The sequence below is a fragment of the Pseudomonas sp. SED1 genome (assembly GCF_034044025.1).
GTDB lineage: Bacteria > Pseudomonadota > Gammaproteobacteria > Pseudomonadales > Pseudomonadaceae > Aquipseudomonas.
The window spans coordinates 91,597-107,525 of record NZ_JAXCIS010000044.1; the positions used below are offsets into that span (position 1 = coordinate 91,597).

Here is a 15,929-nt window from a genome sequence, read left to right on the forward strand (position 1 = left end):
CCGCGATGCATCCCAATGACGATGACCGCACCCAGTTCATGCCGCGCCCGGGTGGCCGCGCACCGGAGCCGGTTCGCGCAGAGACGGCGCCGCTGTCGATGCGTGCCGCGCCGATCCTGACCGGCAAGGCCCAAGGCCTGAACCCACTGGAAAGCGCCGCCGGCCCGCTGCTGTCGCTGCTGACACGCCTGCGCAACACCATTTCCCACCCGGCGCCGTCGAGCCTGCGCGCGCAATTGCTGGCCTACCTGCGCCAGTTTGAAGAGCGTGCCGAGGCCGCCGGCGTGGCCCGCAATGAAGTGCTGCTGGCGCGTTACGCGCTGTGCACCGCCCTCGATGAAGCCGTGCTGAGTACGCCGTGGGGCAGTGCCAGTGACTGGGGCAAGCAGAGCCTGCTGATCACCGTGCACAACGAAGCCTGGGGCGGCGAAAAGGTCTTCCAGTTGCTGGATCACTGCCTGCAAAGCCCGCGGGAACGCCTGTACCTGCTGGAACTGCTGTACTTGTGCCTGTGCCTGGGTTTCGAAGGTCGCTACCGCGTGATGAACGACGGCCGCAGCCAGCTGGAAGCCTTGCGCGAGCGTACCGCGGCGGCGATTCGCAGTGCCCGTGGCGAGCATGAGCGAGAGCTGTCGCCCCATTGGCGCGGCGTCACCGTGGCCCGTGATCGCCTGGCGCAATTCATGCCGCCGTGGATCGCCGTGGCGATCGGCGTGGCGCTGTTGCTGGCGTTGCTGTTCGGGTTGCGGATGAAACTGGCGTCGGATGCCGAGCCGGTGTTCAAGAATATTCATGCCCTGGGCGAGATCCCGGTGCAGGCCATCGACCGTCCAGTCGCCCAGCCGAAAATCATTGAGCGACCACGCCTGGCGGGCTTCCTGGTGGAAGACATCAAGGCCGGTCGCGTGGCTGTGGAAGATGCCGTCGACCGCTCCGTGGTGACCATCCGTGGCGATGAACTGTTCGCCTCGGCCAGCTCCAGCATCGTCGATGACTTCCAGCCGCTGATGCTGCGCATCGCCGACGCCATCCGCAAGGTCAAGGGCCAGGTGCGCGTTACCGGCCACAGCGATAACCGTCCGATTGCGACCCTGCGTTTCCCGTCCAACTGGGCGCTGTCCGAGGCGCGGGCCAAGTCGGTGCTGGAGATTCTCGCGGCCAAGACCGGCCAGGCGGAACGCTTCAGCGCCGAGGGCCGTAGCGACACCGAGCCGGTGGCGACCAACGCCACTGCTGAAGGCCGTGCGCGCAATCGCCGGGTAGAAATCACCGTATTGGCGGAGGGGGTCGAGTGAAGGCGTTTTTCAGTTTTTTGATTCGCTGGGTGATCCCGTTGTTGGGTCTGATCGCCTTAAGCCTGATCATCTGGTTTGTGGGGCCGTTGCTCGATGTGCTGGTGCCGGAAGGGCGCCGCTGGGCGCTGATCATCCTGGTGTTCGCGGTGTGGATTGCCTACCGCGTGTTCCGGATTATCCAGGCCCGCCGCCAGGCCGCCGAAGTGATGCGCAGCCTTGCCGCAGAAACCCCGGCAGACCCTGCCAGTGTCGCCACCGCCGAAGAGCTGGCGACCCTGCGCCAGCGCATGGACGAAGCCCTGGCCCTGTTGAAAAAGGCCAAGCTGGGCGGTGACGAGCGCCGCAACCTGTATGAGCTGCCGTGGTACGTGATCATCGGCCCGCCGGGCTCGGGCAAGACCACCGCGCTGGTCAATTCCGGCCTGCACTTTCCCTTGGCCGCGCAGTTGGGTGCCGGTGCGGTACGGGGGGTGGGCGGTACGCGCAATTGCGATTGGTGGTTTACCGACCAGGCCGTATTGCTCGACACCGCCGGCCGCTACACCACCCAGGACAGCAACTCCACGGTGGATAAAGCCGCTTGGCTGGGCTTTCTCGACCTGCTGAAAAAGCAGCGTTCCCGGCGCCCGATTGATGGTGCGTTTATCGCCATCAGCCTCTCGGACCTGCTGCTGGGCAGCGACGCCGAGCGTGCCGCCCATGCCGCCGCGATCCGCCTGCGCATCCAGGAGCTGTACACCCAACTGGGCGTGCGCTTCCCGATCTACCTGATGCTGACCAAGCTCGACCTGGTGCCGGGCTTCATGGAGTTCTTCGACAACCTGAGCAAGGAAGAACGCGCCCAGGTGTGGGGCATGACCTTCGCCCTGGACGACGGCAAGAACAGCGACAGCCCGTTGGCTCATTTGCAAAGCGAATTCGCCGGCCTGGAACAGCGGCTCAACGAGCGCCTGGTGGAACGCCTGCAACAGGAACGCGACCCGGCGCGGCGCGACCTGATCTACGGCTTCCCGCAGCAGTTCGGCGCGTTGAAGGATTGCCTGCAAGGCTTCCTCGAAGGCGTGTTCAAGCCCAACGCCTTTGAAGAGCGCGTCTTGCTGCGCGGCGTGTACTTCACCAGCGGCACCCAGGAAGGCAGCCCGATTGACCGCTTGATCGGCGCCATGGCCCAGAGCATGAACCTGGACCGCCAGCACCTGGCGCGCCAGACCGGCACCGGGCGCAGCTATTTCATCGAAAAACTGTTCACCGCCGTGGCGTTTGCCGAGCGTGGCCTGGTGGGCGTCAACCCGAAGGTCGAGCGCCGCCGCAAGTGGATTGCCCGTGGCGTGCTGGCCGCAACCGTGGCGTTGGTGCTGGTCGTCAGCACGCTGTGGTGGGTGAGTTATCGCGCCAACAAGGCCTACATCGCCCAGGTTGACCAGAAGGTCGCACCGCTGGGCCAGACCGTGCAGAACCTGAGCCCGGCGCAACGCGAAGTGCTCGCGGTATTGCCGTTGCTCAACGCCGTGAAGAACCTGGCGGGCGACTCGCCGAGCTGGTCCGAAGGCTTGGGCCTGTATCAGGGCGACATGCTCGAAGCCGAATCCGCCAGCGTCTACCGCAAGCTGTTGATCGCCGTGTTCGCGCCCCGTTTGGTGACGCGCATCGAAGAGCAACTGCACGGCGGCGGCAATTCCGACTTCCTCTATGAAGGCTTGAAGGCCTACCTGATGCTCGCTGACAGTGAGCATTACGACCCGGACTTCATCAAGGCCTGGATCGCCCTGGACTGGGACCGCAACCTGCCGCGCGACCTGCCGGCGGACCAGCGCCAGGCACTGATCGGGCACTTGCAGGCCTTGTTCGAGCGGCATCCGCCCAGCGCCCGGCTTGACCCGCGCCTGATCGACGACCTGCGTCGGCAACTGCAGCAACTGCCGGTGGCCCAGCGTGTCTACGACCGCATCAAGCGCCAGAAACTGCCGGAAGGCGTGCCGGACTTTCGCATCAACGAAGCGGCGGGCCGCGACGCCGCGCTGGTGTTCAGTCGCAAAAGTGGCAAGCCGTTGGGCGAGCCGTTGAGCGGCTTCTTCACCGCCAAGGGTTATCGCCAGGGCTTCCTGCTGACCAGCCTGAACCAGACCGGCACCCTCGCTGAAGAGCAATGGGTGCTGGGCCGCGAGCCGGCCGATCAACAGAACGTGGTCAGCCTCGCGGCCGACGTGCGTCGCCTGTACTTCCAGGACTATCAACGCCAGTGGGACGCCTTGCTGGCTGACATCGACTTTGTGCCGATCACCAGCGTGGCCCAGGCGGCCGACGTTTTGCGGGTGATTTCCGGGCCGACCTCGCCGCTGAAGAAGCTGCTGGTGGCGGTCTCCAAGGAGACCGACTTGCAAGCGGAAGAACGCCTGCTGGCCGCCAAGGGCGCGCCGGTGGAAGGTGGCGTGGACAAACTCAAGGAACGTCTCGGCAGCCTGCTTGGCCAGGACCAACCAACCGCGAATGCACCAGCGGCCAGTGAAGATCCGGTGACCGCGCACTTCGCCGAACTCAACAGCATCGTCAGCAAGAACGAAGGCGAACCGGCGGCCATTGATGGCCTGCTGTCGGACATGAATGCGTTGTATGTGCAGGTCAGCGCCATGGTCGGCGCCAGCGGCGATGCGTTGCTCGGCGAAGCGAAAAACCAGGCAGCGGCTGCGGCCACGCGGGTCAGCCTGAATGCCGAACGCCAGCCGCCGCTGGTGCAGGGCATGGTCAAGTCAGTGGTCAACTCCACCACCAACAGCATGATGGGCGGGGTGCGTAACCAGTTGAATGCGGCGTGGGTCAGTGAAGTGGTGAACGTGTATCGCCAGTCCCTGGCCGGGCGTTATCCGATGTCGCCTGGCAGTGCGCGGGACGCGACCCTGGATGACTTCGGGCAGTTCTTTGGGGTGGGCGGGGTGATGGACAACTACTTCCGCAAGTACCTGCAACCTTACGTCGACACCTCCACGCAAACCTGGCGCTGGCAGCCGGGCGCGGCGCAGAAGCTCGGCATCGCGCCGGGCGTGCTGCAAACCTTCCAGCGCGCGGCAACCATTCGTGACGCGTTTTTCCGCGCCGGTGGCACTCAGCCGATCGTGCGCTTTGAACTCAAGCCGGTGGCGATGGACGCGACCATCACCCAGTTCCTGTTGGACCTGGACGGCCAGCAACTGAGCTACGACCACGGCCCGAGCCGCCCGGTCGCGATGCAGTGGCCGAACCCCGGCAGCATTGGCGTGGTGCGCATCTCCATCATGCCGCCGTCGGCCAGTCGGCGCTCCGGTGTGACGCTGGATGGCCCGTGGGCGTGGTTCCGGTTGCTGGAACAGTCCGACCTGACCGCTGGCAATTCGCCGGACCGTTTCAACCTCCGCCTGCGGGTCGACGGTGCGAGCATCTCCTACGAGTTGCGGGCCAACAGCGCCTTCAACCCGTTCAAGAGCCGCGTGCTTAACGGCTTCAGCCTGCCGGAGCGGCTATGACCACGCTGGGTTTCTACGGCAAGTTGGCCAGCCGCGGCGACTTTGTCAGCCGCGCGCTGCCGCAGAGCTTTATCGGCCCTTGGGACAGTTGGCTGGCGTCCGGATTACTCGCCAGCCAGACCCGCCTTGGGGCTGACTGGTTGAACGCTTACCTGGTCAGCCCGTTGTGGCGCTTCGTGTTGGCACCCGGTGTGTGCGGGCCGGACGCGGCGGTGGGCGTGGTGATGCCAAGCATCGACCGGGTAGGGCGCTATTTCCCGCTGACCGTGGCTGCGTTGTTGGATCACGACAGCGACCCAGCCTCCGTCGTCAGCGGCCCGGACGCTTGGTTTGAACAGGTGGAAGAACTGCTGCTCAGCACGCTGGATGCCGGCGCCACCTTCGAAGGTTTCAGCGACGGGATCGAATCCCTCGGCGCTCCAGCCTGCCAACCACGCACCTTGGGTAGCCGCTTTGCCGGCCTGCAACGCGTCGCTGCCACAGACCCGCAAGCGCGGATGACTGCGCTTGCCGAACAGGCCTGCGAAGGCGCGAGCCTGTGGTGGGGCCGTGGTTCGCAACAGATTTCCCCCGGTTTATTGCGGTGTCAGGGCCTGCCTGCCGCCGACGATTTTGCGCAATTTTTGCTTGGCCAAGAAGGTGTTGTGTAGATGCGGTCCACGTTCAAATCCGCCAGCAAAAGCCATGTCGGCATGGTTCGCCAAGTCAATGAAGACGCCTGCCTCGATCTGCTGGAAAACGGCCTGTGGGTGGTGGCCGACGGCATGGGCGGGCATGCGGCAGGGGACTACGTCAGCAGCCTGATCGTCGACAGCCTGCGCAGCATTCCCGTCGGCCGTTCCCTTGAGGAATACACCGCGGCGTTGCGCAGCGACCTGTTGCGGGTCAACGGCGCGGTGCGCGAAGAAACCGCCCACCGTGGCGTGAGCATGATGGGCAGCACCGTGGTGTTGCTCGCCACCCGAGGCTTGCGCGGTGTGTGCTTGTGGGCCGGCGACAGCCGCTTGTATCGCCTGCGGGACGGCGTGCTGGAAGGCATTTCCCGCGACCACAGTTACGTACAGGATTTGCAGGACAGCGGCCTGCTCAGCGAAGCCGACGCCCGGGTGCATCCACGGGCGAATATCGTCACCCGTGCGATTGGCGTGGAAGCGCAGTTGGCGTTGTCGTCTGTCGACCTGTTGATCGCCCCCGGCGACAGTTACCTGCTGTGCAGCGACGGCTTGAACAAGACCGTCGAGGACCACGAGATTCGCGAAGTGTTGAGCCATGCCGAGCCCGACGAAATCGTCCGCAGCCTGGTGCACCTGGGGCTCAATCGCGGCGCGCCGGACAACATCACCGCCATCGTTGTGAAGGTGTCGACATGAACATCGTCATTCCCGGCTACGACATCGAAGGCGAAATTGGCGTTGGCGCCATGGCCAGCGTGTACCTGGCGACCCAGCGGTCCCTGGAGCGCAAGGTGGCGTTGAAGATCATGGCGGCGGCGCTGGCGGCCGACCCGAGCTTCTGCGAACGCTTCCTGCGCGAAGGCAAGACCCTGGCGCGCCTGTCCCACCCGCATACCGTGACCATCCATGACATCGGCAATGTCGGTGAGCTGTATTACATGGCCATGGAATACCTGCCCAATGGCACGCTCAAGGAGCGCATCGCCGCTGGCCTGACGCCGGAGCAGGGGCTGACGTATATCCGCCAGATCGCGTCGGCGCTGGGCTATGCCCACGCCCAGGGGTTGGTCCACCGTGACGTGAAGCCGGCGAACATTCTGTTCCGCGCGGATGGCACGGCGGTGTTGTCGGACTTTGGTATCGCCAAATCCCTGGATGACCGCACGCAGTTCACCCAGGCCGGATTTGCCGTTGGCACGCCGAGCTACATGAGCCCGGAGCAGGCGCGGGGCCAGGAGATTGATGGCCGCGCCGACCTGTATGCGTTGGGCGTGGTGCTCTACGAAATTCTGGTGGGCAAGCTGCCTTATAACGGTACCGATGCGCTTTCCACTGCGCTGGCGCACCTGACTGAACCGCTGCCGGAATTACCGGTGCATCACGGGCGTTATCAGGAGGTACTGCGCAAGCTGCTGGCCAAAGACCCGGCGGAACGTTTCCCGGATGCGGCGGCGTTGTTGCGGGCGTTGGATCAGTTGCCGAAGGAAGAGCAGGTCGAGGCGACGTTGATTCGGCCTCTGCCGATTCCGCTTTCGGGCACGAATGACCTGGCCGGACTGACGCCGGTATCAATCGAAATTCCGACTGAAAAGCCGCAGCCACAACCCGTGCGCCAGCCGGTGGTAACACCGACGCAACACTCCGCCGTGTCCGAACAGAACCGTGGGCCGATGATGGCGTTGGCAGCGGTTGCCGTAGCGGTCGCGCTGGCGATTGGTGGCGCGAGTTACTGGTGGTTGAAAGATGACGCACCCGCCGCGCCGCCGGTTGCCGACGCGGTCAAGGCCGTCACGCCGCCTGCCACGCCGCCTGCCGCGCAACCGGTTACGGCGCAGGCCGATGGCGGCCAACGGCCGTTGCTGATGGCAGGCAAGAAAACCCTGTTCCAGCGAGTACTGAGCAAGCCCGGCGCGAAATTGTCGAGTGACGCGGGCGGCACGGCAGGCGAGGGTTTGCCGGCGTTTTCGGTGCTCTACGTCTACCAGCGCAAGGACGTCGACGGCAGCCTGTGGCTGCGGGTTGGCGCTGCCACCGACGGGCGCAGCGACGGCTGGTTGCCGGCGGCGCAAGTCAGCGACTGGAAGCAGAGCCTGGTGCTCAAGTTCACCGAGCGATCGGGCCGGGCGCCGGTGATGTTCCTGCGCCAATCCGCAGAAGTGGAAAAGCTGCTGGCTGATCCGGCGGCGGCGAAAAACCTGCTGCTCAAGGTGCAGAAAAACAGCGAGGACAACCAACAAGTGCTGGCCCTGGAACCCACCGCCAGCGCCGTCCCGCAGAACCAGTTCTACCTGCTGCCGATCTTCGACTCCAAAGAGAGCTTCGACGAAAACGGCCAGCCGGTGCAGTTGCTCAACGTCGCCTCCATCGACCCCGGTAGCACACCGAACACCATTGCCAAGGCCGTCGGCCGAACCCCGGTGATCGACGCCAACGCCGATGCCTTCCGTACGGCCGTGGTGCTGGTGGTCGACACCACTGTGTCCATGCAGCCGTATATCGATCAGGTCCGCGACGTGGTCCACGAACTGCAAACCCGTATTGCCGAACGTGGTGAGTTGGACAGCGTGAGCTTCGGCCTGGTGGGTTTTCGCAACAGCATCAAGAAAACCCCGGGCCTGGAATACGTGGCCAAGACCCTGATCAGCCTCGACCAGGGCCGCGACCCGCAACGCTTCCTCGACATGGCGCGGCAGGTGAAGGCGTCCACTGTGTCCAGCCACTCGTTCAACGAAGACGCGTTCGCCGGTGTGATGCAGGCGGTGGAGGGCATGGACTGGTCCGGCTACGGCGGGCGCCTGATCCTGCTGGTGACCGACGCCGGTGCGTTGCGCAAGAACGACCCGTTCGCCACCACCCAGATGAACGAAGCCGAAGTACGTCAGGCTGCATTGGGCAAGCAGATCAAGATCTACGCCCTGCACCTGCGCACCGACGCCGGCAAGAAAACCCACAGCGGCGCCGAAACCCAGTACCGCACACTCACCGCCGACGCCAACCCGCAGATCGGCGACCTGTACACGCCGGTGCCCGGTGGCGATGTGCGCAAGTTCGGCGAGCGTGTCGACGAGATCGGTACGGTGTTCGCCAACCTGGTGCATCAGGTGCGCAGCAACACGCCGCAGCCGGTGCCGCTGCTCAGCACCGCGCCGACCCTGGCGGACAAATCCGCCGCCGTCGGTTATGCGATGCACATGGATTTTCTCGGCCGCAAAACCGCGAGCCAGGCGCCGCAACTGGTGAGTGCCTGGACCGCCGACCGCGACCTGACCAACACCGCACTGCCGGCCTTCCAGGTGTGCGTGATGTTGACCAAATTGCAGCTCAACGACTTGCAGCAGTCACTGAAACTGATCGTCGACGCGGCGCGTAAAACCCAGACCTCACCGAAGGATTTCTTCCAGGAAATCGCCAGCGCCTCGGCCTACATGAGCCGCGATCCACAGGCCTTGAAAAAAGGCGGCAACCTGGCGGACGGCGGCATTCTTGGCGAATACCTCGAAGGCCTGCCGTACCGCAGCAAGTCGCTGAACATGACCCAGGACTTGTGGCTGTCGTTGAGCGTGGCCGAGCAGGAAGACTTTATCGACGAGCTGGATTCGAAGATCCGCCTCTACGAGACCTTCCACAACGACGTGGCGAACTGGGTCCGTTTCGGCGATGCCGAGCCGGGTGATGCGTTGTACCGCGTGCCGCTGTCGACGCTGCCGTAATGCTGAACTTGAGCGCAGTGCACAAGAGCCGGGGCGTTGGTGCCCAGCGCTATAGCCTGGTGATTCCGGGCCTGCAACTGCGTGCGGGTGAACAGTTGGCGGTGGTTGGGCCGAGCGGCTGTGGCAAGAGCACCTTGCTGGATTTGCTGGCGTTGGTGTTGGCGCCGGATCATGTCGGGCAGTTCGATTTCAACCGCGTCGACATCGCCGGGCTCTGGCGCGGCGACCAGCAAAGCGCGCTGGCGGACCTGCGCAGTCGGCACCTGGGTTATGTGCTGCAAACCGGCGGCCTGCTGGGTTTTCTCGATGTGCGCGGCAACATTGCGCTGTCGCGGCAACTGCTGGGGTTAAAGGATGACAGCAGTGTGGCGCGGCTGGCCGAGCAGTTGGAGATCACTGATCAACTGGATAAGAAACCGGCGGCGTTGTCCGTCGGCCAGCGTCAGCGGGTCAGCTGTGCGAGGGCACTGGCTCACGGTCCGCAGCTGTTGCTGGCGGATGAGCCCACCGCTGCGCTTGACCCGTTGAACGCCGAGCGGGTGATGCAGGCACTGTTGGCCCAGGCCCGGAATAACGGCGCGTGCTGCGTGATCGCTACCCATGATGAACCCCTGGCCCGGGCCAGTGGCTTGCAGGTGCGGCGCATCAGTTGCCGTCGCGACACCGACGGCGGCGTCACCGCGACCCTCGGGGAGGCCTGCTGATGCGTATCGCACTGGTGGCTTCCCTGGCCTGGCAGGATTACCGCAACGACGCGTGGCTGTCGGTGTGTTCGGTGCTCGCGCTGGTGGCGGTGATCGCACCGCTGTTGGTGTTATTCGGCCTGAAATATGGACTGGTTAGCAGTTTGACCGAACGTTTGGAAAACGACCCGGCCACCCGGGAAATTATTCCGTTGGGCGGTGGTCGATTCAGCAGTGAGTTTGTCGAGCAGCTCCGCCAGCGCGGCGACGTGGCGTTTGCCTTGCCACGCACTCGGCAAATTGCGGCGACGGCGCAGTTGGGCGCCGTGACGGTAGAGATGCTGCCGACCGCCGACAATGATCCATTGCTGGCCGGTATGCCGATGCCCAAGGGCCTGGATCAAATCGTGCTGAGCCACACCGCCGCCGAGAAGCTCGGGGCAAAGGCCGGGGATTGGCTGGAGGCGGTTTTTGGTCGCCAGGTGGCGGGGCGGGTCGAGTCGCAGCGCACTCGGGTTCAAGTGCTGCAGGTATTGCCGCTGGAAGCCTTCGCCCGGGATGGACTGTTTGCGCCCTTGGGCTTGCTGGAAGCGGCGGAAGATTATCGCGATGGCCGCGCGGTGCCGGCGTTTGGCTGGGACGGCGATGCGGTGGGCGTCAGCGAGCAGCGGGTATACCCGGCGTTCCGCTTGTATGCGCGGCGCCTGGTGGATGTGGAACCGCTGCGGGTGTATTTCGTCGGGCAGAATCTGCTGGTGTCGACCCAGGCCCAGACCATCGCCCAGGTGCAGTCGTTGAGCCGCAACCTGTCGATCGTGTTCTGGATCATCGCCGGGCTGGCGTTGGCGGGCGCGTTTGCCGCGATCTTTGCCGGAGCGCTGGCAGCGGTAGAACGCAAGCGTCGGGAGTTGTCGGTGTTGCGGCTGTTGGGGTTTTCCACCGCCGGGCTGTTGCTGTTCGTGGTGTTGCAGGCGCTCTACAGCGCCGGGTTTTCCGCTGTATTGAGTGGCGTGTTGTATGGCCTGGCGCAGTCCGGCCTGAACCAATTATTCGTGCAGGTGCCGGGCGAGTACGCCAGTCACCTGCTGGCGCGTCACTACGGCCTGGCCTTGGCCGCTGTCCTTGGCGTCAGCGCCGTGGCGGCGGCCTGTGGCGGTTGGCGTGTGGCGCGGATCCAGGCTTCTGAAGGAATCAGAGATGTATAAGTTACTGGGCGCCGCCGTGGCGCTGACCCTGTCCTGCGTGGCCTGGGCCGATGAGGCGAGCGACAAGCTGGACAACCCCAAGCCGTTGCCGGACGACGTCAGCCTGCCGCTGCCCTGCGAAGGCAACATGGTGTTCCGCTACGCCTATGTGCTGGCCCAAGGCACCCTGGATGACCGCGAGATCAGCCTCGGCTACCCGTTCAGCGAGGGCGAGGCGGGCTACCAGCAGTCGTTCATTTCCGGTTATCGCCGGGACTTTATCAATGGCCAGTTCACCCTCAAGGACCTGCCCAAGGACTGGAACAAGGTCATCGCGCCGCTGATGCCCAAGACCGACGCCAAGACCCCGCTCAAGCCGATGCTGTACTTCATCGGCAAGTACGAAGTCACCGCACGGCAATACGCGCAGGTCATGTCCCAGGCGCAGTCCCTGGCCAGTGGCGAGCCGGCCCCGGCCTGTGACGTACCCACCGGCATGGCGGCGCGCCTGCCCAAGGTCAAGCTGTCGCGCTTTGAGGCGGAACGCTTCTCGGCGGTGTACAGCGCGTGGCTGATGAAGTATCACCGCGAGCTGCTGCCGGTGAGTGGTCGCGGTGCTTCGGCGGATGACGGCGGCCTCGGTTTTGTGCGCCTGCCTACCGAGGTGGAGTGGGAGTTTGCCGCACGCGGCGGCCAGGCAGTCAGCCGTCAGGACCTGGAAGGCCGGCTGTTCCCACGGCGCACCGAGGGCAGCGAAAGCGACGGCCCCCTCGCCGATTATGCGGTGTTCAATCAGGTCGCCGGTGGCACCGGCCAGGCCGCACGCTTGATGCCCATCGGCACCAAGTTGCCCAACCCGATCGGCATGTTCGATGTGATCGGCAACGCGGCGGAAATGGTCCAGGAATCCTTTCAACTGGTGCACGCCGGGCGTCGTCAGGGCGCCTATGGCGGGTTCGTGGTCAAGGGCGGCAACTACCTGGAAGGCGAGGGCACGCTGTTCACCGGCATGCGCCGCGAGTACCCGTTGTTCGCCGCCGACGGCACCGAACAAAGCAACGAGACCACCGGCTTTCGCGTAGCGATTGGCGCCTTGTCGGCACCGCGCTCGCGCTACAAGGAACTGTTCGCCCAGTGGCAGAAAGAAGGCCGCCTGGCCTCGCTGACCGACGCCATCGACGACGCCCAGGACCCGACCAAGCGCCTGGACAGCATCATCGCCGCGAGCGTCGACCCGCGCCTGCAAGCCGAACTTGGGTTGGTCAACGAAGAGCTCAAGCGCAACGTCTCGCTGATCGCCCAGCAGCGCGAAGAAGCGGCCGGTAACCTGATTCAGTCTGCAGCCCTGGTGGCCGAGACCATCAACAACTACAACATCCGCCTGATCAATTTGCAGAAGAGCCGCCAGCAGGCCATCGACGCCAAGGATGAAGCCAGCGCGCAGCTGTTCGCCACGGCCATCACCAATGGGCGCAGCGCGCTGGATGGCGCGGTCGCGATCTATATCGACAACCTGGCCACCGGCACGCGCTACACCGATGCCGTGATCCAGGCGCAGTTTCAACGGATCAAGGAAGAGTTGGATCGCAAGCCGGTACTGGGCAAGAGCCTGGTGACGCGCGCGACGTTATTCGTTCGCCATGTAGGCAACTACCGCAAGCAACAGCGGGCCGACCCGGCGACGATTTTGAAGGAATTGCTCGCAGCGAGCGGTCAGCGGTCTTGACCGTTGGTTGTATGGCGAGCTTGGAAAGGACTCAGGCGGCGGTGGGCCGTGCTGGGCAAGTCAAACTTAAAAGAGAACACAACGATGATTTTTTCCCGTAAGGCGGTTTCCAAGCGTCATCTGCTGTTGATCGCAGCTGGTTTCAGCACCGTGCTGACTGGTTGCGCAACGTCGCCGACCAACAAGGTCTCCTCGACCACCAAGGTCGAGTACTACCCGAACTGCTACGAGCCGGTGCAGCACCTGCGCGCTACCGATTCGGACCTGACCAAGTCGGTAGTCACCGGCGCTGCAATCGGTGCGGCCGGTGGTGCTTTGCTGGGCGCCCTGACCGGCGACTCCGACAAGCGTGGCCGCAACGCCGCGATCGGCGCAGCGGGCGGCGCCCTGGCCGGTGGTGCAGCGGGTTACTACACCGAGCGCCAGAAGCAGATCACCGATGACAACCAGCGCATCGCCTCCTACGCCACTGACGTCAACAAGCGCGCTTCCGACATTGATCGCAGCACCGCGTATGCCAAGGCGTCCCAGCAGTGCTATCAGAGCGCATTCACCAAGCTGGTGGCTGACCGCAAGGCCAAGACCGTTAACGACACCGAAGGCCGCAAGCGCCTGGCAGAAATCGTCTCGGGCCTGAAAGAGTCCAACGACCTGATCGTCGCGGTAAACGGCAAGGCCAGCGAAGACCTGAACAACTACACCCAGGCGTACGAGCAGGATCTGCAACAAGTGGGCGTACAACGTGCCGACGTCGTCACTGTTGCGACTGCCGATACCACGCCGGTGGTGACGCCAGCCAAAGGCAAGAAGCCGGTAAAAGTCGCGAAGAAGCCGGTGCTGCCAACCGTGCCGAAAGAAGCCGTAGCGACCGAAAAAACCATCCAGACCGCCCAGACCAAGCAAGCTGAAAGCAAGCAGGTTGCCAGCGCCGGTAAAGCGCAGATCGAAGGCACTTGCCGCGATCCAAACCTGGCGGATTGGGCACCGGTTCCTTGCCCTAACGTCTAAGCAAAGTTGTTGCTATAAGCGGTAAACGCCAGCCGATCTCCTGCTAAAACGGGAGATCGGTAGCGTTATTTGCGCAAATCGTTAAACTGCTGCGGCCACCCAATAATTACACTGAGGCCGTGTGCATGAAATTTCGTTTTCTTCTCTGGATGCTTGGCCTGTTGATGGGCAAAGCCAGCCGCACCAACCCTGCGTTCCAGCAGCAGTTGGGTGACAAGGACCTGGCGTTCCAGCTGCAGACCCTCGACGGCAAGGTTGCTCGTCACTTCATCGTCAAAGACCAGCGCATCACCAGCCGTTCGGGTGTTCATCCCGCGCCTGCGTTTGCTATTGCCTTCAAGGACGCCGCCTACGGCTTCGCCACGATGCAGGCGAAGAACAAGCAACTGGCGTTCATGACGGGGATTCAGGACAAGTCGATCCAGATCAAGGGCAACCCGGCGCTGGTGATCTGGTTCCAGGGGTTGACCAAGTATTTGAAGCCGAAGAAAAAGCCGAAGGCTTGATGGCTGCACCACAACTTATGCGGTGAAAATGCTTGTTGTGGCGAGGGAGCTTGCTCCCGCTGGAGTGCGCAGCACTCCCAAAAAAGCCGGGGCCGCTTCGCAGCCCAGCGGGAGCAAGCTCCCTCGCCACATTGATCTGCTGAGGTTTTAGCCTTGGCTGAACTGCGACGCCAGTTCGCGCAGCAACGTTTCCGCATCCAGCACTTTAGCCACCACATCCTCTGCCTTGTCCCGGGTCAGCCCCAGGCGCTCAAGCAGTTCGTCCGGGATGTCTTCATGCGGCCCGGAGCCGATCCCCCGGCTGCGCAACAAACGCACGGCCAGGCACACCAGGTTCGGGTATTCCGCATATTGCCCGTCGTAGGTCGGGTCGTGCTGGAAGCGCAGGGCCGTGGACAGTTCGTCCGGCATGTCCCAGTAACGCATCAACCACGCACCAATCTGCTCGCGGCTGATACCCAGCAGGTGCTGTTCGATGTAGCTGTGGCACAGGTGCGGGTTGACCTCCAGGTGCCGGCAGATCAGCGAGAAATGCGGTGGGAAGACGTGGGCCAGCAACAGGTAGCCGAAGTTGTGCAGCAGGCCGGCCAGGTAGGTCAGGCCGGCTTCCGGGCGCTGGGCGCGGGGCATGGCGCGGGTCAGGCCTTCGATCACCGCGGCGGTGTAGATCGACTGGTGCCAGTACGGCGTGGCCTGTTGCGGGTGGTCCTTGGGCAGGCTCAAGGTCTTGCCCAGGGCCAGGCCCAGCGCGAGGTTGATCACCAGGTCAAAGCCCAGCACGCGCACGATGGCGTCTTCCACCGAACGGATCTTGCCCGGCGAGGCGTAGTAGGGCGATGCGGCCCAGCTCACCACTTGGGCGGCCAGGGCCGGGTCGGTTTCCACCACGCCGGTGATGTCGTCGATGGTGGCGTTGGGGTCGACCCGCAGCTTGATGATCTTCTGCGCCGTGTCGGCCAGCGGTGGAATCTCGATGGTCGCTTCCAGGCGCTGCTGGATACGGCGGGCAGTGAACGCCTGCATTGCCTGGGTGATTTCCTCGCGGTCGTCGTTGGGGCGATCCAGGTTCGGCCGGATGCTGCTCAGCGGCTCGCCGAAATGCGCGGCGCTGGCCTTGGTCAGCATGCTCTTGAAGGCATCGCTGGAAATCTCCAGCAGCAGCCCGGCCTCGCCCGAGTGCACCAGCACGGTTGGCTCACGCAACAGGCTTTCTTCGTACAGGCACGGCGAGCTGGTGAGCGGTGGCAGGCCAGGCAGCAGGCTCAGGCTGTGTTTGCCGAGCATGCGCTCGAGGCGCTCCGGCGACACGGCCGTGAGGCGGCGGCCGGTAAGCTCGGCCAGGCGATTGAGGTCCAGCAGCTGACTCTGTGGAAACAGCACCATGAGTGCACCCACGGCATCATCGAGCAACACTGCCTGAACCTTTTGTGCCGGGTTCAGGCCAGGGCGTTCGGCAACTTCCGTGTAGCTGATGGCGAGCTTTGCAAGCAGCGTCCGAATCACCGAGGGTGCGGTCGGCGGGGCTGTGGCGAGGGCAACTTCTGACATGGCCTGAATCCAATTTCCTACAGTCATTGGAGTATAACCAGCTTGATACAAGTGAGGGTCGTCTAAGTGCGGTTTGTGACACTGTCGGCTATTGCAGG

General features: G+C 64.0%; 11 protein-coding genes. 10 read left to right on the forward strand and 1 reads right to left on the reverse strand.

Annotation, left to right across the window (positions count from 1 at the left end; translation table 11 throughout):
* Positions 1-5 precede the first annotated feature (5 nt).
* The 10 genes from SNL23_RS05470 (at position 6) to SNL23_RS05515 (ending at position 14,283) form a co-directional block, all read left to right on the forward strand.
* Entirely contained in the window at positions 6-1,295 is a 1,290-nt protein-coding gene (locus SNL23_RS05470) for a DotU family type VI secretion system protein (RefSeq protein ID WP_318301803.1), read from the forward strand.
* On the forward strand, positions 1,292-4,792 hold the full coding sequence (gene tssM / locus SNL23_RS05475; RefSeq protein WP_318301804.1) for a type VI secretion system membrane subunit TssM: 3,501 nt from the start codon (positions 1,292-1,294) through the stop codon (positions 4,790-4,792). The genes SNL23_RS05470 and tssM overlap by 4 nt, the downstream gene beginning before the upstream one ends.
* A complete protein-coding gene (gene tagF, locus SNL23_RS05480) occupies positions 4,789-5,442 on the forward strand; it encodes a type VI secretion system-associated protein TagF (protein WP_076013170.1) in 654 nt (217 codons plus the stop codon). Before tssM ends, tagF begins: the two co-directional genes overlap by 4 nt.
* Positions 5,443-6,162, forward strand: a complete 720-nt coding sequence (locus tag SNL23_RS05485; RefSeq protein WP_318301805.1) for a PP2C family protein-serine/threonine phosphatase — start codon at positions 5,443-5,445, stop codon at positions 6,160-6,162.
* Positions 6,159-9,176: a serine/threonine-protein kinase gene (locus SNL23_RS05490; RefSeq protein ID WP_318301806.1), complete on the forward strand. Its 3,018-nt coding sequence runs from the start codon at positions 6,159-6,161 to the stop codon at positions 9,174-9,176. Before SNL23_RS05485 ends, SNL23_RS05490 begins: the two co-directional genes overlap by 4 nt.
* Positions 9,176-9,880 (forward strand): ABC transporter ATP-binding protein, encoded by a 705-nt coding sequence (locus SNL23_RS05495; protein ID WP_318301807.1) that lies wholly within the window; start codon positions 9,176-9,178, stop codon positions 9,878-9,880. The genes SNL23_RS05490 and SNL23_RS05495 overlap by 1 nt, the downstream gene beginning before the upstream one ends.
* A complete protein-coding gene (locus SNL23_RS05500) occupies positions 9,880-11,064 on the forward strand; it encodes an ABC transporter permease (protein WP_318301808.1) in 1,185 nt (394 codons plus the stop codon). The genes SNL23_RS05495 and SNL23_RS05500 overlap by 1 nt, the downstream gene beginning before the upstream one ends.
* Positions 11,057-12,769: a formylglycine-generating enzyme family protein gene (locus SNL23_RS05505; RefSeq protein WP_318301809.1), complete on the forward strand. Its 1,713-nt coding sequence runs from the start codon at positions 11,057-11,059 to the stop codon at positions 12,767-12,769. The genes SNL23_RS05500 and SNL23_RS05505 overlap by 8 nt, the downstream gene beginning before the upstream one ends.
* 84 nt (positions 12,770-12,853) lie before the next feature.
* Complete coding sequence (gene tagQ / locus SNL23_RS05510; RefSeq protein WP_076013164.1) at positions 12,854-13,777, forward strand: type VI secretion system-associated lipoprotein TagQ; 924 nt, start codon at positions 12,854-12,856, stop codon at positions 13,775-13,777.
* Positions 13,778-13,902: 125 nt separating this feature from the next.
* Entirely contained in the window at positions 13,903-14,283 is a 381-nt protein-coding gene (locus SNL23_RS05515) for a hypothetical protein (protein WP_010168229.1), read from the forward strand.
* 147 nt (positions 14,284-14,430) lie between these two features.
* Here SNL23_RS05515 and SNL23_RS05520 read toward each other — a convergent pair whose 3' ends face one another.
* A complete protein-coding gene (locus SNL23_RS05520) occupies positions 14,431-15,831 on the reverse strand; it encodes an HDOD domain-containing protein (RefSeq protein WP_318301810.1) in 1,401 nt (466 codons plus the stop codon).
* Positions 15,832-15,929: the final 98 nt, after the last annotated feature.

Excerpts from the sequence above, each read along its gene's own strand:
- SNL23_RS05470 (WP_318301803.1), top strand. The coding sequence starts at position 6 with ATGCATCCCAATGACGATGACCGCACCCAGTTCATGCCGCGCCCGGGT.
- tagF (WP_076013170.1), top strand. The coding sequence starts at position 4,789 with ATGACCACGCTGGGTTTCTACGGCAAGTTGGCCAGCCGCGGCGACTTT.
- SNL23_RS05485 (WP_318301805.1), top strand. The coding sequence starts at position 5,443 with ATGCGGTCCACGTTCAAATCCGCCAGCAAAAGCCATGTCGGCATGGTT.
- SNL23_RS05490 (WP_318301806.1), top strand. The coding sequence starts at position 6,159 with ATGAACATCGTCATTCCCGGCTACGACATCGAAGGCGAAATTGGCGTT.
- SNL23_RS05495 (WP_318301807.1), top strand. The coding sequence starts at position 9,176 with ATGCTGAACTTGAGCGCAGTGCACAAGAGCCGGGGCGTTGGTGCCCAG.
- SNL23_RS05500 (WP_318301808.1), top strand. The coding sequence starts at position 9,880 with ATGCGTATCGCACTGGTGGCTTCCCTGGCCTGGCAGGATTACCGCAAC.
- SNL23_RS05505 (WP_318301809.1), top strand. The coding sequence starts at position 11,057 with ATGTATAAGTTACTGGGCGCCGCCGTGGCGCTGACCCTGTCCTGCGTG.
- tagQ (WP_076013164.1), top strand. The coding sequence starts at position 12,854 with ATGATTTTTTCCCGTAAGGCGGTTTCCAAGCGTCATCTGCTGTTGATC.
- SNL23_RS05515 (WP_010168229.1), top strand. The coding sequence starts at position 13,903 with ATGAAATTTCGTTTTCTTCTCTGGATGCTTGGCCTGTTGATGGGCAAA.
- SNL23_RS05520 (WP_318301810.1), bottom strand. The coding sequence starts at position 15,831 with ATGTCAGAAGTTGCCCTCGCCACAGCCCCGCCGACCGCACCCTCGGTG.